Consider the following 23,293-nt stretch of genomic DNA (forward strand, 5'->3'; position numbering starts at 1 on the left):
ATAAGGCAAATTTTCTATTGAAAAATACTATATTTATAATCTTTCACTAACTAAAACCACCTATCATGGAGATAAGAAGCATCAATGCTATGCGAGGACCAAATTATTGGTCAGTCCGACGACATAAATTAATTGTAATGGTATTAGACCTTCAAGACATGGAGGAATTGCCTTCTAATAAAATAGATGGTTTCCCTGAGCGACTAAAAGCAATGTTTCCTTCAATGTATTCACATCGTTGCTCAGAAGGTTGTGAAGGCGGTTTTTTTATGCGTGTAGACGAAGGCACTTGGATGGGGCATGTCATCGAGCATATTGCATTAGAAATCCAAACGCTCGCAGGAATGGATACGGGTTTCGGTAGAACTCGTGGTTATGGTGAAGAAGGTGTTTACAATGTAGTATTCTCCTATATGGAAGAGTCGGTTGGTCGTTATGCGGCTAAAGCTGCAGTTAGGATATGTGAAGCTCTAATTTCTGGAGAAGACTATGATTTGGCAGGAGACATTCAGGAAATGCGTGAACTACGTGAAGCAGATCGTCTCGGACCAAGTACGGGCTCTATAGTCGCTGAGGCAGAAGCCAGAGGTATTCCATGGATTAGATTGAACAAATACTCACTTTGTCAATTAGGCTATGGTGCTAACCAAAAACGTATTCAAGCTACTGTAACAAGCGAAACCAGTAGTATTGGAGTAGAGTTGGCTTGCGATAAAGAAGATACTAAGTATTTGCTAGAACAAGCGGAGGTAGAAGTTCCTAAAGGTGATATTATTAGGCGTGAGCGTAGCTTAGAAGAGGCTTGTCGTTATGTTGGTTATCCATTAGTCATAAAACCTATTGATGGAAATCATGGTCGGGGTATTACCGTTGACATTCAAAATTATGAAGATGCATTAGTAGCTTTTAGGCATGCTAAGGAAAGTTCACGAAGTGGTGCTATCATTATAGAAAAATTTATAACTGGAGAAGATTACAGGTTATTGGTAATTAATAATAAGCTCGTTGCGGCTGCCTTGAGATCTCCTGCACATGTTATAGGAAACGGAAAATCAACAGTTCAGGAATTAATTGACGAAGTCAATAAAGATCCACGCAGGGGATATGGTCATGAGAAAGTCTTGACACAAATTACGGTTAATGAATTAACTAAAACCATTATAAAAGACGCTGGTTATACATTGCAATCTGTACTAGATGAAGGTGAAAAACTTGTTTTAAAAGATACAGCGAACTTAAGTACTGGTGGTACAGCAGAAGATATCACGGATATTGTGCATCCGGCTAATGTAAGTATGGCAGAACGCATTTCTAAAATTATAGACCTGGATATTTGTGGAATAGATATTATGACCACAGATATTTCAAAACCATTATCTGAAACAGGTGGCGCAGTATTGGAAGTGAATGCGGGACCTGGTTTTAGAATGCATTTGGCCCCCACAACAGGCTTACCGAGAAATGTTGCTGCACCAGTAATTGATAAATTATTTCCGGTAAAAGGTGACACAGGTCGTATTCCAATAATTGCAATCACGGGTACTAATGGAAAGACAACCACATCACGCTTAATTTCACATATAGCTAAAATGAAAGGCTATCGTGTGGGGTATACCACAAGTGATGGTGTCTATATACAGAACAGACTATTAATGACCGGAGATTGCACAGGACCTGCAAGCGCAGAATTTGTGCTTAAAGACCCTACAGTAAATTTTGCAGTATTGGAATGTGCTAGAGGTGGATTATTACGTGCAGGATTGGGCTTTAAAAAATGTGATGTTGCTGTTGTTACTAATGTTGCAGCTGATCATTTGGGACTCAAAGGGATTCATACGATAGAGCAATTGGCAAAGGTTAAAGGTGTTGTACCCGAAACGGTTTTACCAGATGGCTATGCTATTTTAAACGCCGATGATGATTTGGTTTACGATATGCGTAGAAGCCTGGATTGTAATGTGGCTTTGTTTTCTATGGACGAGAATAACCCAAGAATAAAGGCTTTACAGCGTCTACATGGCATTACTGCAATTTATGAAAATGGTTACGTGACCATCTGCAGAGGCGAGTGGAAAATGCGCATTATGAGAGCTGAAAACATTCCATTGACTTATGGAGGAAAAGCAAAATTCATGATCCAGAACGTGTTGGCTGGAATTTTGGCTGCTCATGTTCAAGGCATCAGTATAGAAGATATGAAAGCCGGTTTGGAAACTTTTATTCCTTCAGCGGCGCAGACACCAGGTCGCTTAAATCTATTTAAGTTTAATGACTTTAATATTTTGCTGGATTATGCACATAATGCCGCAGGAATGCGTGCGCTTCAGAAGTTTACCGATGAGTTGGAGGCAACTGTAAAAGTTGGGATCATCGCAGGAATTGGAGATCGTCGTGTAGAGGATAACAACGAAATGGGAAGTATTGCGGCCGAAATGTTTGATGAGATTATCATTAGACAGGACAAACGCTTACGAGGTAAGACAGAAGAGGAACTAATTAAAATGTTAGATGATGGTATTAAAATGAAAGACCCAAATAAGAAGACAACCATCATACCATCAGAAAGTGAGGCAATAAAATTCGCTGTTAAAAATGCAGTTAAGGGATCATTGATTATTCTTTGCAGTGATGTCATTCCCGATGCTTTGGACTTAGTTAAAGAACTAAAGGAAAAAGAATCAAAAGGCGAGTTACATTTAATAGATTAACAAAAAAAAGCCGAAACTAATGTTTCGGCTTTTTTAATGATTAATAGCACATTAATATATTAGCAAAGCTTTTTGGTCTTAACTTTAATTTGAAGACTTTTTCTGTAAGCTTTAATACTTATAATTTCGTTACTTTTTTTACGGTTTAATTTAATAACCTTAGCTTTTATCTTACTAGATGCTGCTACCTCCGTATTAATAATAGTTTCAGTATCAATTGTTTTGATCTCGCTGTTTTCGTTTGTTTGCGCAAAAGAAACAGTAGTTGCTATTATTAATATGATTATTGAGGCTAATAATTTTTTCATTTTTAAAAGTCTTATATTTTAACTTCGGTTCAAAGAAACAACCAAAACTAATCTTGATATGATTTTTTTGGATGAACCTAATTATAATTGGATAAATGGTAAATGCGTACAAAAAACAGCGCTGAATTGCATGAAAATGGTCTTAAATCTAGTAGAAATATAATTTTCACTAATTAAAGTATTAAAAAGATCGATTAAGGGAAATTTTAAATCTCAAACAACCATGAAACGCATAAAAGATTCATTTCATTAAGCCTAATTGAAAGGTGTTAAGAGTAGTTTAGATAAGATATCGATGTATCTACAAAGGGTATTTTAATCGTGTACTGATTAGCAATGCTTTTTTATTTCCCTTTGTTTACAGCATCAATGTATTTTTGTAATGCCATGGTCATAGACGGCGTTTCAGGTGTTGGCGCAGCAATATCTACACGCAACCCTTTTTCCTTAACAGCATTTACAGTAGTATTACCAAATACGGCAATACGCGTATCCTTTTGTTCAAAATCTGGGAAATTATGGAATAACGATTCTATACCAGAAGGACTAAAAAACACCAAGATGTCATAATAAACATCTGCTAAATCGGATAGGTCGCTAATTACAGTTTTATAGAAAGTTGCTTGTTTCCAATTAACACCTAAATTATCCAAGATTTCAGGAATAACTGGTTTTACCTTATCTGTTGTTGGTAATAAGAATGCCTCGTCCTTATATTTTTTAATCAATGGAGTCAAATCTTCAAATGTACGTTTACCTACATAGATTTTACGCTTTCGGTAAACCACATATTTTTGTAGATAATAGGCAACAGCTTCTGATTGGCAAAAGTACTTCATGGTATCTGGTACCTTAAAGCGCATTTCTTCTGCTATTCTAAAAAAGTGGTCAACAGAATTTCTACTCGTTAGTATAATGGCTGTGAACTGGCCTAGATCTATTTTTTGTTGTCTGATTTCTTTGGCAGAAACACCTTCAACATGTATAAAAGGCCTAAAGTCTACTTTTACTTTTTGCTTCTCTTCTAAGTCAAAGTATGGAGAGTTCTCTATTTTAGGCGCTGGCTGCGATACTAATATCGTTTTCACTTTCATACGTAAACCCCTTTGTTTTATGCGTTATACTCGCTAACGACCTTATATAAAAGCACATAAGGCGCAATTTCGAGAGCGCAAAGATACAATAAAAAATAGAAAAAATTGGGGTTTATTGTTTTTTGATAGTTTTTAAATGAAGTGATAAATCCAATGAGATTTATTAAGCATACTATGGAAAACGATGCTATTATGACAATCTCCGCGTCGTTTTTGGTGTACAATAATAAAAGATTGGCAACAAGAAAAACTATACCAGAATAGTTTTTGAATGTCGTTTTTTGAAACAAATAGCTATCAACAAGACTATCAACGTCAAAAAGGCTACCAATCAAGCGTTCTAACAGCGTTTTTATAATTATAATAGTTGCGACTGCGAAAAGGAGCTTTAAGAAAGGGATGATTTCGAAAGTTAGAGTTTCAAAAAATATGGAATACCCGAAAAATAAAAATATACTTGCCGAAACAGCCAAATTGATAAAAAGAAAAGCTTCAAATGGATCAACAAACTTTTGGTCTTTGCTATAAATCTTTAAATATTTCGAATTGCCAATGACAGATAGAAAATCATCAAACCTAAGAGTGTTCAAAAACTTAGCGGCAACTATAGAGAGCAACCCTAACATTGTGAAGATTGTAAACCACTCATGAGTAATGAAATTTCGCATGATGCTAAAATATGAAGAAAAAAGGGTACATCATAACATCGTTTTTTCAAATCTTTAAGAAATAAATAACAGGATATAATCCCTTAAAAACTTTACATTTGTCATGGTTGAAAAGAATATACACTAAACGTGTTTAAAAGCATGCTAATGTCTGACGCACTAGTCATAATTCCTACATACAACGAGATTGAAAATATAGAAGCCATTATAAGGACTGTCTTTTCGCAAGAGAAAGTGTTTCATGTTTTGGTGGTAGATGATAACTCACCAGATAAGACTGCACAAAAAGTAGAAGGCCTACAAAACGAATTTGAAGATCAACTTTTCTTGTTGAAACGGGACAAGAAAAATGGATTGGGACTTGCCTATATAGCTGGCTTTGAATGGGCTTTAAAACAATCTTACGGCTATATTTTTGAGATGGATGCTGATTTTTCACATAACCCTAAAGACCTTATAAGATTATATAATGCCTGCGCTATTGATGGGGCAGATGTGTCCGTAGGCTCAAGATATGTTAAGGGTATCACCGTTGTTAATTGGCCAATGTCTCGTATATTATTATCATATGGAGCGTCTCGATATGTACGTTTAGTAACAAGAATGAAAGTAAAGGATTCTACGGCTGGTTTTGTCTGTTATAAAAGAGAGGTCTTAAAAGTATTGGATTTAACTAAGATAAAGTTTGTGGGTTATGCCTTTCAAATTGAAATGAAGTTCAAAGCGCATAAAAAAGGATTTAAGATTATGGAAATCCCTGTAATTTTCAAGGATAGGGTAAAAGGTAAGTCAAAGATGAGTGGAAGTATTATTTCTGAAGCTATTTTTGGTGTTATTAATTTAAAATTGAAAAGTTTATTCGATAAGTAAAATGAAGACACATACATTAATAAAAAATGCTAAGATTGTTAATGAGGGCAAAATCACTGAAGGTGATATCCTCATTGAGAATAATATCATAAAGGAAATAGATATTTCAATAAGTATAAAGTCCGCAGATATTAATGTTATAGATGCTGAGGGTAATTATGTATTACCTGGAATGATTGACGATCAAGTGCATTTTAGGGAACCAGGTTTAACACATAAGGCGAATATAGAAACTGAATCCAAAGCTGCATTGGCTGGAGGTATCACGTCTTTTATTGAAATGCCAAACACCAATCCACAAACTACCACAGTAAAGAAACTGGAAGAAAAATTTGCCACAGCTGCAGAGTCTTCATATGCCAATTATTCCTTTATGTTTGGTGGTACTAACGATAATTTAGATGAAATATTAAAGGTAGATTCCAAAACAGTTGCTGGATTAAAATTGTTCTTGGGCTCATCTACAGGAAACATGCTGGTCGACGACCCTGAAGTCCTTGAAAAGATATTCTCAAGTACAAATATGGTGATATCCGTGCACTGTGAAGATGAAGCAACTATTCGAACTAACTTAGCAAAATATAAAGCAGAGTATGGAGATGATATTCCAATGGAATTGCATCCTATAATAAGGAGTGAGGATGCTTGTTATTTATCATCCTCAAAAGCCATTGAATTAGCACAGAAAACTGGTGCCAGATTGCATGTTTTTCATTTATCGACTGGAAAAGAGACCAATTTATTTTCTAATAAAATTCCGCTGAAAGATAAGAAGATTACTGCAGAGGTTTGTATTCATCATCTTTGGTTTTCAGATGAAGATTATAAACGAAAAGGCAGTCATATTAAATGGAATCCAGCCGTTAAGACTTCAAAGGACAGAGAACAACTTTGGAAGGCACTATTAGATGATCGAATAGACGTCATTGCCACAGACCATGCACCTCATACTATTGAAGAAAAAAATAATCCTTACACAAGGGCTCCATCTGGAGGACCATTAGTGCAGCATGCTCTCGTAGCTCTGTTGGAATGCTATCATCAAGGAAAAATAAAGCTTGAGAAAATTGTAGAAAAAGCCTGTCATAATCCGGCTATACTATTTGATGTAGAAAAGCGAGGTTATATTAGGGAAGGTTATTATGCAGACTTAGTTATAGTCGATTTAAACAGTCCTTGGACAGTAAACAAGAGTAATATTTTGTATAAATGTGGTTGGTCTCCATTTGAGGGCAATACTTTTAAAAGTAGAATAACCCATACTTTTGTTAACGGAGCCTTAGTCTATAACAATTTCAAGGTTTTAGACGTTAAAGCAGGAAAACGATTAACGTTTAATAGATAGATGAAGAAATTTGGTGCCATATTAGTTTTATTTGTTTTGGTAGTGGCTTGTAATATTAAAGACAAGCCTAAAAAGCCAAATAATCTCATTTCCAAGAACAAGATGGAACAAATTCTATATGATTTGTATATCATAAATGCTGCTAAAGGTGTTAACAGAAAACTATTGGAAAACAATGGTCTAGTTCCAGAAACCTATATCTTAACTAAGCACAATATTGATAGTGCCCAATTTGCTATTAGCAATACTTATTATGCTTTTTATTCGGATACTTATAAAGACATCGTTGAGAATGTCAAAGCAAAAATAGAAAAACAGCAAGAGGAGTATGAGGAACTGAAAGAAATTGAAGAGGAAGCTGCAAAACGCAAAAGAGATTCCTTAAAAAAGATTAATAGTAAGAAGAAAGACTCCATCACGAGGGTTAAAACGATTAAAAAACTAGATTCCGCTAAAGTCCTTTAAGTATAAATTACCCACCTCTTTTATAGAGTCATCTATTGGTTTAAACTCAAAATTAATGGCGTCCCTTAATTTAGAATTATCGTATTTGGTAATACTCAAGGCAGATTTAGCGGTTTGCTTAGTTAAACGGCGTCTTTTGCCTAAAAGTTTATGTTGTAACCAATCCAATCGCCAACCTAAGCCTAATAACCAAGATTTAGCTTCTTTTTTAGGTGGTTTAGCTCCTAAAATTTTGGCAACCTTGTATTGAAAATCCTTAAAACTTAAATTTTCTGAAATCAGAATATATCTTTCATTTTTAATGTTGCTTACCATCAGCTGTACCATAGCATTAACGACATCAAAAACGTCTATATAGCCTACTACGCCATTAACATAGTAAGGTATACCTTCATGTATTTTTCTAAATAAATTACCACTGCTACCGCCTTTCCAAAATCCTGCGCCTAAAATAATTCCAGGATTTACAACGACCACGTCTATGCCCTCTTGCGACCCACGCCAAACCTCTAGCTCTGCTCCATATTTGGTAATCGCATAAACGCTATTGTCTTCTTCTGGGTTCCAAGCTGTTTGCTCATTAATTAATTGTTCAGAATCTTCTTTGTGACCAATGGCAGCAATTGAACTTACATAACACAACTTTTTAATGGAATTACTGATAGATAGGTTTACAATATTGGCAGTCCCCTCAATATTTATTTTTCGTAATTGATGATATTTATCAGGCTCGAAAGATACAAATGCAGCACAATGGTAAACATCTGTTACATCTTGAAAGGCATTTTGTAATTTCGGAACATCATTGATATCTGCCTCGACCCAATCAATCTTGTTAAATAAATCTTCTGGATTATCCGTGTAGTAGGAGAATACATGCTTAACACGTTTTAATGTTTTTTCTCTTCTATACGTGGCACGAACGTGTTCTCCGTTACTGATCAATTTGAAAAGTAAATGTGAACCTACTAAGCCTGTTCCTCCTGTAACTAATATCATAAAGCTAAATTACGTTAAAATTGTCTTTTGTCTTTTGGTGTGGAAACATATCTTTGCTCAAATCGAATTACAATCATCTAAAATAATGGGAAAGAATTTTGTCGAAGAATTGAAGTGGAGAGGGATGTTGCATCAAGACATGCCTGGCGTCGAAGAACATTTAGCTGAAGCTATGCGAAGTGCTTATGTTGGTTTTGATCCGACTGCGGATTCCTTGCATATTGGTAATTTGGTACCCATCATGCTATTGGCGCATTATCAGCGTTGTGGTCATAAACCGGTTGCTTTGGTAGGAGGTGCCACGGGAATGATTGGTGACCCTTCAGGTAAATCTAGTGAGCGTAATCTTTTGGATGAAAAAACCTTACGTCATAACCAAGAGGCCATAAAGCAACAATTATCGCATTTTTTGGATTTTGAAAGTGATGCAACCAATGCAGCCGTTTTGGTAAACAATTACGATTGGATGAAAGAATTCTCGTTCTTGGAGTTCATTAGAGATGTCGGTAAACATATTACTGTAAACTACATGATGGCAAAAGACTCAGTAAGAAATAGAATTTCTGGTGAATCTACAAATGATGGGATGAGTTTTACAGAGTTTACCTATCAATTAGTACAAGGCTACGATTTTTTACACTTATATAGAGGGCATAATTGTACCATTCAAATGGGCGGGAGTGATCAATGGGGAAATATCACTACAGGTACTGAACTCATTAGACGTATTGGTAATGGAAAGGGGTTTGCTATAACCTGTCCTTTAATCACCAAAAGCGACGGTTCTAAATTCGGAAAGTCCGAAGGTGGTAATGTATGGTTGGACGCCAATAGAACATCGCCTTATAAGTTTTATCAATACTGGTTGAACTCTAGTGATGACGATGCCGAAAAGTATATTAAGATATTTACATTTTTAGCAGAAAGCTATATAGACACCTTGATTTCTGAACATGCAGAAGCACGACATTTAAGAGTATTGCAAAAACGATTGGCTAAAGAGATCACCATTATGGTACATTCTAAAGAGGAATTTGAGAATGCCGAAAAAGCATCAAATATTCTTTTTAGTAAATCGTTTAAAGAAGATATTAAGACATTAGATGAAAAAACTTTTTTAGATGTCTTTGAAGGTGTGCCGCAAGCTGAAATAGCGATATCAGATTTTGATGAAGGTCTAGATATGATAGGGGCATTATCGGCTAAAACCAATTTCTTAAGTTCTAATGGTGAAGCACGAAGGGCCTTAAAGGAAAATTCAATTTCCGTAAATAAGGAAAAGGTAAAAGAAGATTACAAATTGTCTTCAGATGATTTGATTAATGGCAGATACATCATCTTAAATAAGGGTAAGAAGAACACTTATATTATTAAAGTGATATAAGAAAAATGCCCAGAATCTCTTCTGGGCACATCTAACCAATCAATCAACTATTGAAAAAATTTTTCTTTCCGATAGCACATATTAAGTCGTGATAATTTTAATGTCCTTACAAGGCCATTAGATTGCAACCTCTAATATCAGAATTATCGAATCTCCCAATAATTTCAAATTGACCATTTTCAAAGACTTTGCCTAAATCTTGGGTAGCAATAAATGAACAAGAATTTATGTTAGCCAAATCGATAATATTAATACCACCAGTTTTGTTTGATCTCTGAAGCGCTAATGCATCTTCCGTATCTCGAGTTAAAACTTTCATCCAAGGTGGACAGTCAAAAACACCTTTACCTCTGGAATAAGCTTGACTCAATAATTCTGTCATCCCATATTCACTGTGAATATATTCAACACCAAAACCAGTTTTGAGGATATTGTGCAGTTCTTGCCTAATAATTTCTTTCCGTCTACCTTTCATACCGCCAGTTTCCATAACTATGGTATGATTTAGATTGAATTGAAAACTTTCAACCAAATCCAGAAGCGCAAAGGAAACTCCAATAAGTAGTGTTTTCTGCTTTTTACGCTCGAGAGTCTGGATAATTTGTGATAACTCTTCAAGATTATCGAGATAGAATCCACTTTCAGGACGGTTGGATGTCTCAATTAAATCATTGACCATATAGATCAATGAGGAACCATCACGCTCAAGATACGAGGGGAGTAAAGCTAGTATCACATAGTCTTCAACATTGCCATAAAACTGCTTGAAGCCTTTACGATAACTTTTTTCGTATAATGAAATACCTGTAATCAAATGTTTGCTTGTTAAGCTTCCGGTGGTCCCTGAGCTCGTAAATATCTTTTCTACAGCTTTTGTAGTACTTAAAACGTCATGACTTTTGAAAAACTGAATGGGTAAAAAAGGGATGTCATTTATATTCCTAATGTCAGAGGGATGCTTGTAGAGTAAATCACAAAACGAGCGATAGACAGGATTATTCTCAAACTGAAACCTAAAAACTTGAAACGCCATAGCCTTAAAGTCTTCAGTTGATTTTATATTGAAAATAGCATTGTGATCTATCATCTGGTAAAAATATGGAAATAAAAAAACGCAGCCTAAACTTTAGACTGCGCTTCAAATATGTGGTAAAACAATATTACTTAAGAACTAATTTCTTAGTCGTTGAAGCATTGTTTTGTGTAATCTTTACAAGATATATTCCAGCGTTTAAGTTAGAAACATTTAGCGTACTAGATGTTAATGTTTCGCTCTTAACTTGCTTACCTAAAATATCATAAACTTGTACGTCCATCACATCGTTATTAGAAGACCTAATTGTCACAAATCCTGTATTTGTTGGGTTAGGAGATAATGAGAATGTAGTAGCTTCAAAATTATCAGTTGATAAAATTGGCAAACTAAAGTCAGCGGCATCTCTAGCTGTTAAAAAATATAAATTTCCATTTCTTTCGTTAATAATACCTGTAATATCTGTAGGCATTGTAGGCACAGCTACTCCTTGATCTGCATAGTCAGCGCTAAAGAACGAAGATCTAAAGTTAAATGCATCTCCTCCTTGATCCATTGCGTGTTCCGAACCACCGCTAAAATTAGGAGTTGTATTATCCATTGTTACATTGGTAACAATTACTAATTCGGATTCGTAATCTTCAGCATTTGAAGCCAAATCTAGCAGAGAAACAGCTTGAGGTGTTAATGTATTTCCTGAAGAAGTTGCAGCACCGGGATCTTGAGAAACAGCAAACTGCATCATGCCACCAAAAGAAGTCAACTCACCTACAATTCCTGTAATACCATCTCCAATAGTATAGGTTGTAGTAACATTACCAGCTGAGTCATCAATTAAAATACCGGCAGTAGCATCTTCTATAAATTTTTGATTTCTAAATGATTGCTGGTATGTTAATAAAGCTTCACCGGTTAATTCATAAAATTCACCTTCTGTGCCAGCTCTAAGAGCTGCAATATTTGCTACTTGATTAATAGAACCTACACTGAAAGAAATCATATCAGAATCCACTACCATTCCACCATCAATAATATCAATCACAACAGTATAAGGCTGTCCATTGTCAGTAACAATAGTAACTGGATTGTCCGTAGTAGTAACAGGCGCATCAGAATTTACTGTAACTTGTATTGAACCTGATCCAGGAACATTAATGGCATTGTAAGATATGTCAACAGAAGTAGTTCCTGGTGCTAATACAGCACCGTCTGCGGGTGAGGTTATGGTTATTGTTGGGTTTGTTGGCATTGTATAAACCGGATTTATACTTCCAAAAGTACCAGCAAGAGCTGGCGCAGGACTAAAATTCACAGCAAAGACGTCAGTGGCATTTATATCAAATACAGCAGAATCATCATAGGGCTCATTTAAAGCAAACCAATCATCTGATGTGCCATCCCTAAAGACTAATCCAGGTTCATCACCTGTATAGGCAAAAGAGACACCTCCAAGTTGAGTTGCATAGCCTGCTGTTATAATTGCATCAGCATCGTTATCTGGGATTCCGATTGCATCATAAACAGTCCCAAGAGGAGAGGCATTGTCTAAAGTCCCATCGTCATTAGTATCTAAATCTGTTCCTATAACAGGATCAGTAGAACACAGTACAAAAGTAAAAGAAGGGTTTTCTAAATCGGGAATAGTTACTACTAATAATCCATTTGCATCAAAAGTTCCTGATACAGCAGCAGATCTATCTACCAATCCATTGGCGCCATCACTTTCAATGCTCACTAAAAAACCGCTAAAAGAGCTACTAGCTGTTCCTTTTAATTCAATTGACATTGGATCAGGATCAGCACCCGCTGCATTCGGTTGAAATTCATTAATGATTTGCCCAAAAGAAGCAAAACTGATGAAAGTAAATAATAAAAAGTAAAGTTTTTTCATAATTGATTTTTAATAAATTAGACCATAAATATACTAACAAATGATCAATATCAGATGAAGAGTTTATCAACAATCCCCTTTTTTACAATAACTTAACATGCTAATTATAAGAGGGTTTTAATTTACAGTCATTTAGAGTTTCAATGTTAGAGAATTGTTATCAATTGTAAAATGACATCAACTTAAGAAAGATATATTTTATATTTACTCAAACTTAAAATTGCCTTAACATTGAAGAAAAAGGATATAAAAATATTGTTGGTAGATGATGAACCAGATATTTTAGAAATAGTAGGTTATAATTTATCAAACGAAGGATATCAGGTCATCACTGGTGAAAATGGTATTGAAGCTATTGAAAAGGCTAAAAAGCATAAACCTCATCTAATTATATTGGATGTTATGATGCCAGAGATGGATGGTATCGAAGCTTGTGAGCGCATCCGTCAAGATGATAAGTTTAATAATACAATTATCACCTTTTTGACAGCTAGAGGAGAAGATTACTCACAGGTTGCTGGTTTTGATGCAGGAGCAGATGACTATATAACTAAGCCTATAAAACCAAAGGTACTTATAAGTAAGGTTAAAGCCTTACTAAGGAGATTTAAGGATACGGAAAGTGTTGCAAGTACTATAAAAATAGGAGATCTCATTATTAATAGGGAAGAATATAAAATTACAAAGAAAGGTGAGGAAATTATCTTGCCAAGAAAAGAGTTTGAATTGTTATCTTTGTTAGCGACCAAGCCTGGTAAGGTATTTAAACGCGAAGAGATCTTAGACAAAGTCTGGGGAAATGAAGTTGTTGTTGGAGGAAGAACTATTGACGTACATATAAGAAAACTTCGAGAAAAAATAGGTGATAAATCCTTTAAAACTGTCAAAGGTGTTGGTTACAAGTTTGTCGACTAATGCAGAAAAATAATTTTAAGAAAACATACAAGTTTGCTCTAAGAACATCGTTGTATGTAACACTGTTTACAACACTCCTTGTGAGTGTTTTTTTGTATTACTACTATACATTTAACTGGCAAATTGTATTCTTTCCTTTAATATGTTTCCCGTTATGCTTTGTCATTGTTCAATACAGAGTAGAACGATTTATTTACAGACGAGTAAAGAAGATTTATGACGATTTAACTCTATTGGAATCGTCAACTCTTAGGCAACATCCCATAACCACTGATATGGGGACACTCACAAAGGAAATAGATAAATACGCGAAAGACAAAAAATTTGAAATAGAAGCCCTTAAAATCAGGGAAGAATATCGAAGGGAATTTATTGGAAATGTCTCTCACGAGCTTAAAACGCCATTGTTTACTGTTCAAGGCTACATTGATACACTTTTAGATGGTGGTATTGATGACGAAAAGATAAGAAAGAAATATTTGAACAGAGCCAGTAAGGGTGTTGAACGCTTAACCTATATCATTAAAGATTTGGATATGATCACCAAACTGGAAGTTGGGGATCTTAGTCTAAATAAGGAACATTTTGATATCGTAAAACTAGTTGAGAATGTCTTTGAGCTTTTTGAAATGAAAGCCGCTAAAAAAAATATAACCTTGACCTTTGATATCGATTATGGTGAACCAATAATGGTATATGCAGATATTGAGAGGATTCAACAAGTTTTAACGAATTTAATTGTCAATTCCATTAAATATGGCAGGGAAATGGGCACAACTGAAGTCAGTATAGAGAATCTTATTAAGAATAAGGTTATCGTAAGGATAACCGATAATGGTGAAGGGATAAAGGAAGAGAATTTACCGCGTCTATTTGAAAGGTTTTACAGAGTTGATAAAAGTGGCTCTCGTAAAGAAGGAGGTTCTGGCCTAGGCCTTTCCATTGTTAAGCATATTGTTGAAGCACATCAAGAAAAAATGTATGTTGAAAGTGAGCTTGGTGTGGGTAGCGAATTTTCCTTTACTTTAGAAAGGTCCGAATAGGTTGTTGTAATTTGTTTGTGAATTCGAATATTTAAAGCCCGAATAGGCTTTCACTTCATCCAGCATCTCAATTCTGAATTTCTTCTGTTCACAGTAGGGTGCAATATTTTCAGACTTAAACTTCCTAGCTAGATATTCTTGTTCAAACTGTCCCGGTGTAGGAATAAGAAAGGCTTTCTTCTCAAGCTTGGCATAATCCATAATCGATGTATAGCCAGATCTACTTAGAATTAATTTACTTTCATTTATAGCAGTTTCCAGTTGAGTGCTCGTCATGAAATTATAAAACGCAATATTATTAAATTCAGTTCTCTGTTGTTCTGTTTCAACAATGCCTTTTATAAAGCAGACTTTACCTTTACAAGATTTTAATTCCTTAATCAAATGTTCTTCAAGCAGTGTGCGTTGAGGTTCAGGTCCAGAAAGTATAACAAGTAAATCATATGTCATGGGCATATCTTTTTTTTCAAACCGACTCAAAGGCCCAATATATTTTATTGAAGACTCAAAGCCTTTGACGTGACCCAATTCACCACTTAGATTACTGGTTCCCATATAATCAGGAACCCAACATTCATTAAATTTTAAAATTATATTTTGATGTAACTTACTACTTAACCAAGTAGTATTTCCACTTAAAACGCGTAATTGATGCGTTAAAAATATTGATGGAACTTCTTTATGTCTTACCCCAAACCTATTATCAGAAATAATTCCAGAAATCTTATGAGATGTAATCATAGCATCAACAAATTTCTTTTCTCTATGTATTGTATTTATAATACGAGGTGAGTCTATAATCATTTTTAGCTTAAAGCTATTTGCCTTTTTAGAATATGAAATGTCGTAAGAAGGCAGCTCTAAGGCTTTAAGCTTTGGAAACTCTTTTTTTAATAACAACAGAGCAGCACCATCGCTAGCGATAATAGGCTCAAAATGGTGAGCGATTAGAGCATTAATAATAGGAATACATCTTGTGGCATGTCCTAATCCCCAATTTAAAGGCGCGACTAAAATTCGTTTTTTATGCTGAACTTGTTTCAGTATCTTTTTATTTTAAGTTGAATAACACAAACAAAGATAAACCTAAAATGTTTCCTTAATTTTACCGAATTATTAATAAGACATGAAACGTGGGAAGCAAAAATAAACTCAAACGCTTTAAGGAAAATGAAACATTTGATAATGTGTTTCAGCCGAAGCGAGAAGAATTGACCGATGGTTGTTTCGCTTTAAAGGGAAATTGGAGAAAAGAAGTCTTTAAAAACGAAAATCCTTTGGTGTTGGAATTGGGTTGTGGAAAAGGAGAATATACCGTTGGTTTGGCAAAACGCTATCCTAATAAAAACTTTATAGGTATTGACATCAAAGGGGCTCGGTTTTGGCGCGGTGCAAAGACAGCCATCGAAGACAATATACCCAACGCAGCTTTTATAAGAACTCAGATAGAACTTATTGAATTTGCTTTTCAGGAAAACGAAGTGGATGAAATATGGATTACCTTTCCAGATCCTCAAATAAAGTACAAACGCACCAAGCATCGTTTAACCAATCTTCAATTTTTAGAGCGTTACAATAAAGTGCTTAAACCAGATGGACTAATGCACTTAAAAACAGACAGTGAGTTTATGCATGGTTACACCTTAGGACTCTTGCACGGATTGGGTCACGAGGTGCTATATGCTAATCATAATGTATATAAATTAGGAGGAAGTCCCGAAGAGGTGACTGAAATACAGACCTTTTACGAAAACCAGTATTTAGAGAAAGACAAAGCAATTACGTATATTAGATTTAAAATCAACTAAAATTTGAGTATCACCGTTGTCTTTTTCCTCGGACTTTTTATAGCACTAATCGGTGTCATTCCCCCAGGTTTGCTTAATATGACAGCGGCAAGGATAAGTTTAAAGGAAGGACCAGGAAGGGGAATAACATTTTCGTCTGGTGTATGTCTAGTGGTGTTTATTCAAACCTATGTTGCGGCTATTTTTGCAAGATATTTATCCAACAGACCAGATGTTGTTGAGATTTTGCAACGTGTGGCTTTTGTCATTTTTGTTCTTATAACTATTTATTTTTTGGTCATAGCCAGAAGTCAGAAAGAAACTAAAGTTAAGGCTGATGTTAGGAGCAAAAGAAGTCGTTTTTTTCACGGTATGTTCTTGTCGGCATTAAACGTATTTCCTATACCTTATCAAGCCTACATGACGATTACTATGGCTTCTTTTGGCTGGATGAATTTTGAGCGTACGAGCATAATAACTTATGTAACTGGTGCAGCAATGGGAACTTTTGTGATGCTTTATTTCTATATCTTCTTTTTTGATAAGATAAAAGACAAAAAATTCACCTCACAAAAGAATATGAATTATAGTATTGGTATTATTACAGGTGTTGTTGCACTAATAACCTTTATTAATATTTTGAAAGAAATGTGATGAAATATCTAGGAAAGCTGTTTCATTTGATAAAAACATCAGACAGTAACGAATGAAACCTGAAACTCTTGGTTTTTTTGAAAAAGTATATGAGGTTGCTCGACTCGTGCCTTATGGCAAAGTTACGAGCTATGGAGCCATTGCCAAATACTTAGGCGCCGCCAAAAGCGCCCGTATCGTTGGTTATGCTATGAATGGTTCTGGAGGAAAAGATGTGCCTGCACATCGTGTGGTGAATAGAAAAGGGTTGTTAACAGGTAAACACCATTTTGAGGGGACTAATTTAATGCAGCAGCTGCTCGAAAATGAAGGTATTGAGGTTATTGATAATCAGATTCAAAATTTAGAATCTGTCTTTTGGGATCCTGCAAAAGAATTGCACTAAAAATTGATCATAACTAACCCATATCATACTATTATACAATTCAATTTATCTACTTCAAAATCTAAAGGTTTTGCAGTATCTTTGCATTTAGAATAAATCTAGATAAGAATTGAAACTCAATAAACAAGATATACTAAACGCACTTAAAACTATTTCGGTTCCTGGTGAAGGTGAAAATATGGTTGACAGTGGTGCAGTTACTAATGTGGTAACATTTGCAGACGAGGTTATTGTGGATATCACAATTAAAAACCCAAGCCTTCAAGCAAAGAAAAAGACAGAAGTAGATATTTTACAGACCATTCACAGAGAGGTTTATGAAAAGGCCAAGATAAAGGTGAATCTAAAAGTAGATGCTCCTGTCAAACCAACAACAAATGAAATCAAAGGGAAGCCAATCCCTGGTATCCAAAATATTTTAGCGGTGGCCTCGGGTAAAGGTGGTGTAGGTAAATCTACGGTAACCGCAAATTTGGCTGTAACCTTAGCAAAGATGGGATTCAAGGTTGGTGTGTTAGATGCTGATATCTATGGGCCATCAATTCCCATTATGTTCGATGTAGCCAACGAACGACCATTATCAGTAAACGTTGATGGAAAATCCAAAATGAAACCTATAGAAAATTATGGCGTAAAAGTCTTGTCTATAGGATTCTTTACAAAACCAGACCAAGCCGTAATTTGGAGAGGTCCAATGGCTTCTAAAGCATTGAACCAAATGATTTTTGATGCCGCTTGGGGAGAACTTGATTTCTTGCTGCTAGATCTACCTCCTGGAACAGGTGATATCCATTTAAGCATTATGCAGGCTTTACCGATCACAGGTGCTGTTGTAGTGAGTACACCTCAAAATGTGGCATTGGCAGATGCAAAAAAAGGTGTGGCGATGTTCCAACAAGATAGTATCAATGTACCAGTGTTGGGTATTATTGAAAATATGGCATATTTTACACCTGCAGAGTTACCAGAAAACAAATATTATATCTTCGGAAAAGAGGGCGCTAGACATTTGGCAGAGGATTTAGATGTACCATTTTTGGGGGAAGTACCTTTGATACAGAGTATTCGAGAAGCAGGTGATGTTGGTCGACCAGCAGCTTTACAAACAGCAACTCCTATTGAGGAAGCTTTTGAAGAATTAACACGAAATGTCGTTCAACAAGTGGTTAATAGAAATGAAAACTTGCCAGCAACGGAAGCAATAAAAATTACAACAATGGCAGGTTGCTCTGCTGTAAATAAAAAGTAAATGAGCTCAGAAGAACTTAAATTAAATGTAGAAAAAGCCCTCGATGAAATTCGACCTTTTTTACAGAGTGATGGAGGAGATATTAACTTATTATCTATTGACGAAGATAAATTAGTTAAGGTGCAACTGGTTGGAGCCTGTACCTCCTGTAGTGTTAATCAGATGACTCTAAAATCGGGCGTGGAAATGACGATAAAGAAGTACGCACCTCAAATAGAACGTGTTATTAACGTGGAGTAAGGAATGTGACTTTTATCACATTCTACTTAAAAATCCATTAGTAGTTTTGTTTCCAATTCTCAATTAATGATTACAACTGATATACTTATTATAGGTGCTGGGCCTACTGGACTTTTTACGGTTTTTGAAGCTGGGCTTTTAAAGTTAAAGTGTCATCTAATAGACGCATTGCCACAGCCAGGAGGGCAATGTTCCGAGATTTATCCTAAAAAACCCATTTACGATATCCCGGCATACCCTGAGATTTTAGCAGGTGATTTAACAGATAAATTGATGGAGCAATGCAAGCAATTTGAACCAGGATTTACACTTGGAGAGCGTGCAGAAACTATAGATAAACAACAGGATGGTACATTTATTGTTACAACCAATAAAGGCACAAAACATCAAGCTCCAGTAATTGCAATTGCTAGTGGTCTTGGTAGTTTTGAACCTAGAAAACCGTTAATTCACAATATTTCTGATTTTGAGGATAAGGGTGTTGAGTATATGATTAAAGAGCCAGAACTCTATCGCGATAAAAAAGTCGTGATTGCAGGTGGTGGAGATTCGGCGTTGGACTGGAGTATTTTTTTAAGTGATGTAGCCTCTAAAGTCACTTTGATACACAGAAGAAATGAGTTCCGTGGACATTTGGATTCTGTAGAAAAAGTGCAAGACTTAAAAAACGCAGGAAAGATTAATTTAATTACACCTGCAGAAGTAGTTGGCATTGTTGGAGATGATAAAGTGAAAGCCGTGGTTGTAAAGCAAGCTCAACATATAGAGAAAGAATTTGAAATTGAGTGTGATCATTTTATGCCACTTTTCGGGTTATCGCCAAAACTTGGACCTATCGCCAATTGGGGACTCGAGATTGAAAAGAATGCCATAAAGGTTAATAACGCTTTAGATTATCAGACTAATATTCCAGGGATATTCGCCATAGGTGATGGTAACACCTATCCTGGAAAATTAAAATTGATTCTTTGCGGTTTTCATGAAGCTACTTTAATGTGTCAAGCCGCTTATCAAATTATCAATCCTGGTAAGCGTTATGTCTTAAAATATACTACCGTTAGTGGCGTAGACGGATTTGATGGCACCAGAAAAGAGGCGCCAAAAGCGGTTGTAAAGGCTATTGAGTAGATAGTAAATAGTAGAAAGTAATTAGTAAATGGCTATACAAAAATTTGAAGATTTGTTGGTTTGGCAAAAGTCTCGGGATTTAGCAGTTTCCATTTCAAATAATATTTCAGAAGGATTTGATAGAAATTCAAATGCAGATTTCGCGAGATTTTTATATATCGCTTTATCTTCAAATAGTGAGGTAAGATCCATGTTATATATTTCAGTTAGGCTAAATTCTATTGGTAAACAAGAAGCCGATGAATTAATTGAGAGAACCAATGAAATATCCAAAATGTTGCATGGTCTAATAAAATCAATTAAGAACTAAGGACTTATTCCTAATTACTAAATACTATGGACATAAACATAACCATTATAGACCGAGAGGGTGTGTCCCACAAAATCGAAGCGCCCACTGATATGGCTATGAACCTTATGGAAGTCGTTCGTTCTTTTGAGCTAGCTCCGGAAGGGACTATAGGTGTTTGTGGAGGTATGGCGATGTGTGCTTCTTGCCAATGTTATGTGTTAAGTAATACTGAATTACCAGAAATGCAAGATGATGAGGAGGCTATGCTTTCTGAAGCATTTTATGTTAAGGACAATTCAAGATTAGGTTGTCAAATTCAAATGACTCAAGAAATGGAAGGTTTAGAGGTTGAGTTAGCGCCTGAATCGTAATTACTCAGTTTTATAATCAATCAAAGGCGTTGGTCCTTCCAATAAAAAGCGATCAATTTTTAAAGTGCCATCTTCCGTCGTTACAATCTGCCATTTAATTAAAGAGATTTTACCATCTTCAATCTCTATACCCGTAATACTTCTAGGATGTACGCAACTACCATCATTAAAAAAAGCAATATCACCAGGTTCTGGGAATCGTGGTCTGTGTGTATGACCTGCTATGGTTATTAAATTTTTATTTTCAATAATCCATTTTTTTGTTCTTCGTTCTACTTTTATAAGTTCTTTGTAGTTTTTTGCTGGACTCGTAGGATCTGCAATACCCATAACGTTCAAAGGTTTCCAGAGAATGCGAACCATAAAACGACTCCATTTCCAGAAGAGATAATTCCACCAATCAGCTTGATGGCCATGACAAAGAAAGAGTTCTTGCCCAGTATCAGAATGCTCTAAAACAATACCTTCATGGTATTTTATATCACAAAACAATTCAACATCTTCCCCAACTTTGGGGTCGAAATATGTGGACAAGTACTTTTCAACATAGTTCGGATCACGATAAACCATATCATGGTTGCCCCAAATCATATGTAATCGATGTTCTTCATGAAATTGTTTCATGAGTAAATACACATTTTTATGTGCATTTAGGATAGACTCAAAAGATAGATTCTCCCATAATTCATCACCATCACCCAGCTCACAATAGCTAAAACCTTCAGAATAATAATGCTTTAAGGCATGGAAATAAATATTCCTGTTATTGGCAAAATCGTCTGCAAAACTATTGTCCCCACGATGGCAATCACTAAACAAAATGAACTTCGAGGAATCATCGAACTTAATACGAAATGCATTTTTATATGCACGATCTAATCTCGATTTTGAAGACATGGATAGGTTACTCGATAACCGAGATTTTTATTGTTACATACGCTCAGAAAGCTAACGATATGTCTTTTAGATTTCTGTTCTGCTTTTCTCATGGTCATTGACTAAAGTAATAAAACTTATTGGATTTTTGAGATGACAACGGGTAACAAACGTTCAACAAATAATGAATAAGCCAGTTCAGATGGATGTAAACCATCAGAAGCGACAAGGTCTGGATTGTCGAGTCCTTGCCGAGTGATATCCGTAATATTTATAAATGTAATCCCATTAGAGTTGCAATAGCCCTCTGCAAAATTGTTGTATTGATCTATGTCTTCAGATGTTGTTTCTGAAAACCCAAAGCCTTGACCAAAAGGTGTATAGGCATAATCTGGTATGGAGACCACAATAACCTTGTTGACATTGCCTTGAGCCAATTCAATAGCTTTTGTTGCGAGTAGAGGAAATTCTTCTTCATACAACGAAAACGGTCTGTTTTGGTATTGATTATTAACACCAATTAAAAGCGTCACTACATCATAAGTATTTGAAAGATTTTCATTGTCTATAGCATTGATAAGACTTGTAGTTGTCCATCCAGTTTGTGCAATTACGCGCAAGCTAAAACTATCTACATCAGGAAAGCCTGCTACTAAACTATCTTTTAATTGTTCTGGAAAACGGCAAGTATCACAAACGCTTTGTCCTATAGTGTAGCTATCGCCTAATGATAAAATATTATAAAATTGAGGTGTTACAGATACCTCATCGTCATTAGATTTACATGTAAAAACAATAAATCCTAAAACCAAAACCAAAAGTTTCTTTTTCATAATTAAAAAATACAAAAACAAAAAAACCTTTCAAGATTGAAAGGTTTTTTTTATGTTAAAGAATTATTGTTTTTTATCTACTAGTTTTACACCATGATAAGGGCAAAATGTCCATTTCCCATTGTGTTCCTCATCCGTTTCTGGGCAAACCTTTTCTTCTAATAGACATGCTAAAGGCAGCATGACATCTTTCTTAAAATCACCTAATTCAAATTTAATAGTTTCAGAACTATAAGGATCTATTGGTATAACATTGTTCTTTCTGTCAGGGCTTTCAAAGACAATAAATTGCATATTTTCTCCCATTGGACCCATCATATTTTTCATCATTGGTTTCATCATTGACAGAAAATTGACGATATCTGGATTAAGATTATCATTATCAACACGTTTTAAATCTGTATTCATATAGTTAACATTCAATTGTTCCCTGACAATATTTTCGTCATCATAAGTTATTCCACCAAATGTTCCTATTTTTCCTTTTAAAGCCATTACAAAAACATAGTCTTTAACTAAATTAACTATGTCTTCTGTGTCACTTATTGATGTTGTTGGGTCTTGAGAGAATACTACATTCCAATATTCAGTTGGGATCCACCATATTATATCAATGGTATCTGCATTATCGCTTCCATATTGAGTTTCTGTTAGAAAATCATCAATACTAACCTCTTCAAATTTTTTGTTTTGACCACTAATTGAAATTATAATGAAATAAAGTGAACAAAAAAGCGCAATTTTTTTTTTCATAA

At 35.2% G+C, this 23,293-nt stretch carries 25 protein-coding genes; 15 read left to right on the top strand and 10 right to left on the bottom strand.

Going from position 1 to position 23,293, the window contains the following annotated elements; all coding sequences use genetic code 11:
* The first annotated feature begins 65 nt into the window (after positions 1–65).
* Positions 66–2,708: a cyanophycin synthetase gene (gene cphA, locus H7F21_RS03640; RefSeq protein ID WP_185787860.1), complete on the top strand. Its 2,643-nt coding sequence runs from the start codon at positions 66–68 to the stop codon at positions 2,706–2,708.
* 59 nt (positions 2,709–2,767) lie between these two features.
* Here cphA and H7F21_RS03645 read toward each other — a convergent pair whose 3' ends face one another.
* The 3 genes from H7F21_RS03645 to H7F21_RS03655 form a co-directional block, all read right to left on the bottom strand.
* Complete coding sequence (locus H7F21_RS03645; protein ID WP_185787861.1) at positions 2,768–3,016, bottom strand: hypothetical protein; 249 nt, start codon at positions 3,014–3,016, stop codon at positions 2,768–2,770.
* 344 nt (positions 3,017–3,360) lie between these two features.
* Positions 3,361–4,110 carry a uroporphyrinogen-III synthase gene (locus H7F21_RS03650; RefSeq protein WP_185787862.1) on the bottom strand — a complete coding sequence of 250 codons (750 nt, stop codon included), beginning with the start codon at positions 4,108–4,110 and terminating at the stop codon, positions 3,361–3,363.
* 17 nt (positions 4,111–4,127) lie between these two features.
* A complete protein-coding gene (locus tag H7F21_RS03655; protein WP_185787863.1) occupies positions 4,128–4,778 on the bottom strand; it encodes a DUF4271 domain-containing protein in 651 nt (216 codons plus the stop codon).
* A 147-nt stretch (positions 4,779–4,925) separates the two neighbouring features.
* Here H7F21_RS03655 and H7F21_RS03660 point away from each other — a divergent pair, with 147 nt between their 5' ends.
* The 3 genes from H7F21_RS03660 to H7F21_RS03670 are packed head-to-tail and all read left to right on the top strand — an operon-like array spanning position 4,926 to position 7,458.
* Positions 4,926–5,648 (top strand): polyprenol monophosphomannose synthase, encoded by a 723-nt coding sequence (locus tag H7F21_RS03660; protein ID WP_185787864.1) that lies wholly within the window; start codon positions 4,926–4,928, stop codon positions 5,646–5,648.
* A gap of 1 nt (position 5,649) precedes the next feature.
* Positions 5,650–6,993: a dihydroorotase gene (locus H7F21_RS03665; protein ID WP_185787865.1), complete on the top strand. Its 1,344-nt coding sequence runs from the start codon at positions 5,650–5,652 to the stop codon at positions 6,991–6,993.
* Complete coding sequence (locus H7F21_RS03670; RefSeq protein ID WP_185787866.1) at positions 6,994–7,458, top strand: DUF4296 domain-containing protein; 465 nt, start codon at positions 6,994–6,996, stop codon at positions 7,456–7,458.
* Here H7F21_RS03670 and H7F21_RS03675 read toward each other — a convergent pair.
* Positions 7,435–8,457 carry an NAD-dependent epimerase/dehydratase family protein gene (locus tag H7F21_RS03675; RefSeq protein ID WP_185787867.1) on the bottom strand — a complete coding sequence of 341 codons (1,023 nt, stop codon included), beginning with the start codon at positions 8,455–8,457 and terminating at the stop codon, positions 7,435–7,437. The genes H7F21_RS03670 and H7F21_RS03675 overlap by 24 nt on opposite strands.
* Positions 8,458–8,542: 85 nt before the next feature.
* Here H7F21_RS03675 and tyrS point away from each other — a divergent pair, with 85 nt between their 5' ends.
* Positions 8,543–9,841: a tyrosine--tRNA ligase gene (gene tyrS / locus H7F21_RS03680; protein WP_185787868.1), complete on the top strand. Its 1,299-nt coding sequence runs from the start codon at positions 8,543–8,545 to the stop codon at positions 9,839–9,841.
* A 106-nt stretch (positions 9,842–9,947) separates the two neighbouring features.
* Here the strand turns inward: tyrS and H7F21_RS03685 are convergent, their stop codons facing one another.
* Together H7F21_RS03685 and H7F21_RS03690 are read right to left on the bottom strand one after the other, a co-directional pair.
* A complete protein-coding gene (locus tag H7F21_RS03685) occupies positions 9,948–10,928 on the bottom strand; it encodes a LuxE/PaaK family acyltransferase (protein ID WP_185787869.1) in 981 nt (326 codons plus the stop codon).
* Positions 10,929–11,001: 73 nt separating this feature from the next.
* Positions 11,002–12,765, bottom strand: a complete 1,764-nt coding sequence (locus tag H7F21_RS03690; RefSeq protein WP_185787870.1) for a T9SS type A sorting domain-containing protein — start codon at positions 12,763–12,765, stop codon at positions 11,002–11,004.
* Positions 12,766–12,996: 231 nt separating this feature from the next.
* Between H7F21_RS03690 and H7F21_RS03695 the strand changes: the two genes are divergently transcribed.
* Positions 12,997–13,680 (top strand): response regulator transcription factor, encoded by a 684-nt coding sequence (locus tag H7F21_RS03695; protein WP_185787871.1) that lies wholly within the window; start codon positions 12,997–12,999, stop codon positions 13,678–13,680.
* Positions 13,680–14,723, top strand: coding sequence for a sensor histidine kinase (locus H7F21_RS03700; RefSeq protein WP_185787872.1), 1,044 nt, complete (start codon positions 13,680–13,682; stop codon positions 14,721–14,723). The genes H7F21_RS03695 and H7F21_RS03700 overlap by 1 nt, the downstream gene beginning before the upstream one ends.
* On the opposite strand, the gene H7F21_RS03705 is transcribed toward H7F21_RS03700, so the two are convergent.
* Positions 14,706–15,527: a glycosyltransferase gene (locus H7F21_RS03705; protein ID WP_343067456.1), complete on the bottom strand. Its 822-nt coding sequence runs from the start codon at positions 15,525–15,527 to the stop codon at positions 14,706–14,708. The genes H7F21_RS03700 and H7F21_RS03705 overlap by 18 nt on opposite strands.
* A gap of 329 nt (positions 15,528–15,856) precedes the next feature.
* Here H7F21_RS03705 and trmB point away from each other — a divergent pair, with 329 nt between their 5' ends.
* The 8 genes from trmB to H7F21_RS03745 all read left to right on the top strand — a co-directional run bounded on the left by trmB (position 15,857) and on the right by H7F21_RS03745 (position 20,829).
* Positions 15,857–16,531 carry a tRNA (guanosine(46)-N7)-methyltransferase TrmB gene (gene trmB, locus H7F21_RS03710; protein WP_185787873.1) on the top strand — a complete coding sequence of 225 codons (675 nt, stop codon included), beginning with the start codon at positions 15,857–15,859 and terminating at the stop codon, positions 16,529–16,531.
* A gap of 3 nt (positions 16,532–16,534) precedes the next feature.
* A complete protein-coding gene (locus H7F21_RS03715) occupies positions 16,535–17,164 on the top strand; it encodes a LysE family transporter (protein ID WP_185787874.1) in 630 nt (209 codons plus the stop codon).
* A 52-nt stretch (positions 17,165–17,216) separates the two neighbouring features.
* Positions 17,217–17,549, top strand: a complete 333-nt coding sequence (locus tag H7F21_RS03720) for an MGMT family protein (RefSeq protein WP_185787875.1) — start codon at positions 17,217–17,219, stop codon at positions 17,547–17,549.
* A gap of 109 nt (positions 17,550–17,658) precedes the next feature.
* Positions 17,659–18,798 (top strand): Mrp/NBP35 family ATP-binding protein, encoded by a 1,140-nt coding sequence (locus H7F21_RS03725; RefSeq protein ID WP_185787876.1) that lies wholly within the window; start codon positions 17,659–17,661, stop codon positions 18,796–18,798.
* Positions 18,799–19,038, top strand: a complete 240-nt coding sequence (locus H7F21_RS03730) for a NifU family protein (protein WP_185787877.1) — start codon at positions 18,799–18,801, stop codon at positions 19,036–19,038. It abuts the gene before it with no gap.
* Between the two features lie 66 nt (positions 19,039–19,104).
* Positions 19,105–20,166, top strand: coding sequence for an NAD(P)/FAD-dependent oxidoreductase (locus tag H7F21_RS03735; protein ID WP_185787878.1), 1,062 nt, complete (start codon positions 19,105–19,107; stop codon positions 20,164–20,166).
* Between the two features lie 28 nt (positions 20,167–20,194).
* A complete protein-coding gene (locus H7F21_RS03740) occupies positions 20,195–20,476 on the top strand; it encodes a four helix bundle protein (RefSeq protein ID WP_185787879.1) in 282 nt (93 codons plus the stop codon).
* A gap of 26 nt (positions 20,477–20,502) precedes the next feature.
* Positions 20,503–20,829 carry a 2Fe-2S iron-sulfur cluster-binding family protein gene (locus H7F21_RS03745; protein ID WP_185787880.1) on the top strand — a complete coding sequence of 109 codons (327 nt, stop codon included), beginning with the start codon at positions 20,503–20,505 and terminating at the stop codon, positions 20,827–20,829.
* Here H7F21_RS03745 and H7F21_RS03750 read toward each other — a convergent pair whose 3' ends face one another.
* The 3 genes from H7F21_RS03750 to H7F21_RS03760 form a co-directional block, all read right to left on the bottom strand.
* Positions 20,830–21,726 carry a metallophosphoesterase family protein gene (locus tag H7F21_RS03750; protein ID WP_185787881.1) on the bottom strand — a complete coding sequence of 299 codons (897 nt, stop codon included), beginning with the start codon at positions 21,724–21,726 and terminating at the stop codon, positions 20,830–20,832.
* Between the two features lie 116 nt (positions 21,727–21,842).
* Positions 21,843–22,538: an SGNH/GDSL hydrolase family protein gene (locus H7F21_RS03755; RefSeq protein WP_185787882.1), complete on the bottom strand. Its 696-nt coding sequence runs from the start codon at positions 22,536–22,538 to the stop codon at positions 21,843–21,845.
* 63 nt (positions 22,539–22,601) lie between these two features.
* On the bottom strand, positions 22,602–23,291 hold the full coding sequence (locus H7F21_RS03760; RefSeq protein WP_185787883.1) for a hypothetical protein: 690 nt from the start codon (positions 23,289–23,291) through the stop codon (positions 22,602–22,604).
* Positions 23,292–23,293: the final 2 nt, after the last annotated feature.

It is taken from the genome of Winogradskyella flava, assembly GCF_014243395.1.
Taxonomy (GTDB): Bacteria; Bacteroidota; Bacteroidia; order Flavobacteriales; family Flavobacteriaceae; genus Winogradskyella; species Winogradskyella flava.

Bases quoted from the DNA above. Each gene is read 5' to 3' on its own strand.
- H7F21_RS03735 (WP_185787878.1), top strand. From the start codon at position 19,105: ATGATTACAACTGATATACTTATTATAGGTGCTGGGCCTACTGGACTT.
- H7F21_RS03740 (WP_185787879.1), top strand. From the start codon at position 20,195: ATGGCTATACAAAAATTTGAAGATTTGTTGGTTTGGCAAAAGTCTCGG.
- H7F21_RS03700 (WP_185787872.1), top strand. From the start codon at position 13,680: ATGCAGAAAAATAATTTTAAGAAAACATACAAGTTTGCTCTAAGAACA.
- H7F21_RS03755 (WP_185787882.1), bottom strand. From the start codon at position 22,538: ATGAAAAAGAAACTTTTGGTTTTGGTTTTAGGATTTATTGTTTTTACA.
- H7F21_RS03720 (WP_185787875.1), top strand. From the start codon at position 17,217: ATGAAACCTGAAACTCTTGGTTTTTTTGAAAAAGTATATGAGGTTGCT.
- H7F21_RS03660 (WP_185787864.1), top strand. From the start codon at position 4,926: ATGTCTGACGCACTAGTCATAATTCCTACATACAACGAGATTGAAAAT.
- H7F21_RS03685 (WP_185787869.1), bottom strand. From the start codon at position 10,928: ATGATAGATCACAATGCTATTTTCAATATAAAATCAACTGAAGACTTT.
- H7F21_RS03650 (WP_185787862.1), bottom strand. From the start codon at position 4,110: ATGAAAGTGAAAACGATATTAGTATCGCAGCCAGCGCCTAAAATAGAG.
- tyrS (WP_185787868.1), top strand. From the start codon at position 8,543: ATGGGAAAGAATTTTGTCGAAGAATTGAAGTGGAGAGGGATGTTGCAT.
- H7F21_RS03665 (WP_185787865.1), top strand. From the start codon at position 5,650: ATGAAGACACATACATTAATAAAAAATGCTAAGATTGTTAATGAGGGC.
- H7F21_RS03645 (WP_185787861.1), bottom strand. From the start codon at position 3,016: ATGAAAAAATTATTAGCCTCAATAATCATATTAATAATAGCAACTACT.
- cphA (WP_185787860.1), top strand. From the start codon at position 66: ATGGAGATAAGAAGCATCAATGCTATGCGAGGACCAAATTATTGGTCA.
- H7F21_RS03655 (WP_185787863.1), bottom strand. From the start codon at position 4,778: ATGCGAAATTTCATTACTCATGAGTGGTTTACAATCTTCACAATGTTA.
- H7F21_RS03675 (WP_185787867.1), bottom strand. From the start codon at position 8,457: ATGATATTAGTTACAGGAGGAACAGGCTTAGTAGGTTCACATTTACTT.
- H7F21_RS03730 (WP_185787877.1), top strand. From the start codon at position 18,799: ATGAGCTCAGAAGAACTTAAATTAAATGTAGAAAAAGCCCTCGATGAA.
- H7F21_RS03745 (WP_185787880.1), top strand. From the start codon at position 20,503: ATGGACATAAACATAACCATTATAGACCGAGAGGGTGTGTCCCACAAA.
- H7F21_RS03750 (WP_185787881.1), bottom strand. From the start codon at position 21,726: ATGTCTTCAAAATCGAGATTAGATCGTGCATATAAAAATGCATTTCGT.
- H7F21_RS03670 (WP_185787866.1), top strand. From the start codon at position 6,994: ATGAAGAAATTTGGTGCCATATTAGTTTTATTTGTTTTGGTAGTGGCT.
- H7F21_RS03690 (WP_185787870.1), bottom strand. From the start codon at position 12,765: ATGAAAAAACTTTACTTTTTATTATTTACTTTCATCAGTTTTGCTTCT.
- H7F21_RS03705 (WP_343067456.1), bottom strand. From the start codon at position 15,527: ATGATTATAGACTCACCTCGTATTATAAATACAATACATAGAGAAAAG.
- H7F21_RS03760 (WP_185787883.1), bottom strand. From the start codon at position 23,291: ATGAAAAAAAAAATTGCGCTTTTTTGTTCACTTTATTTCATTATAATT.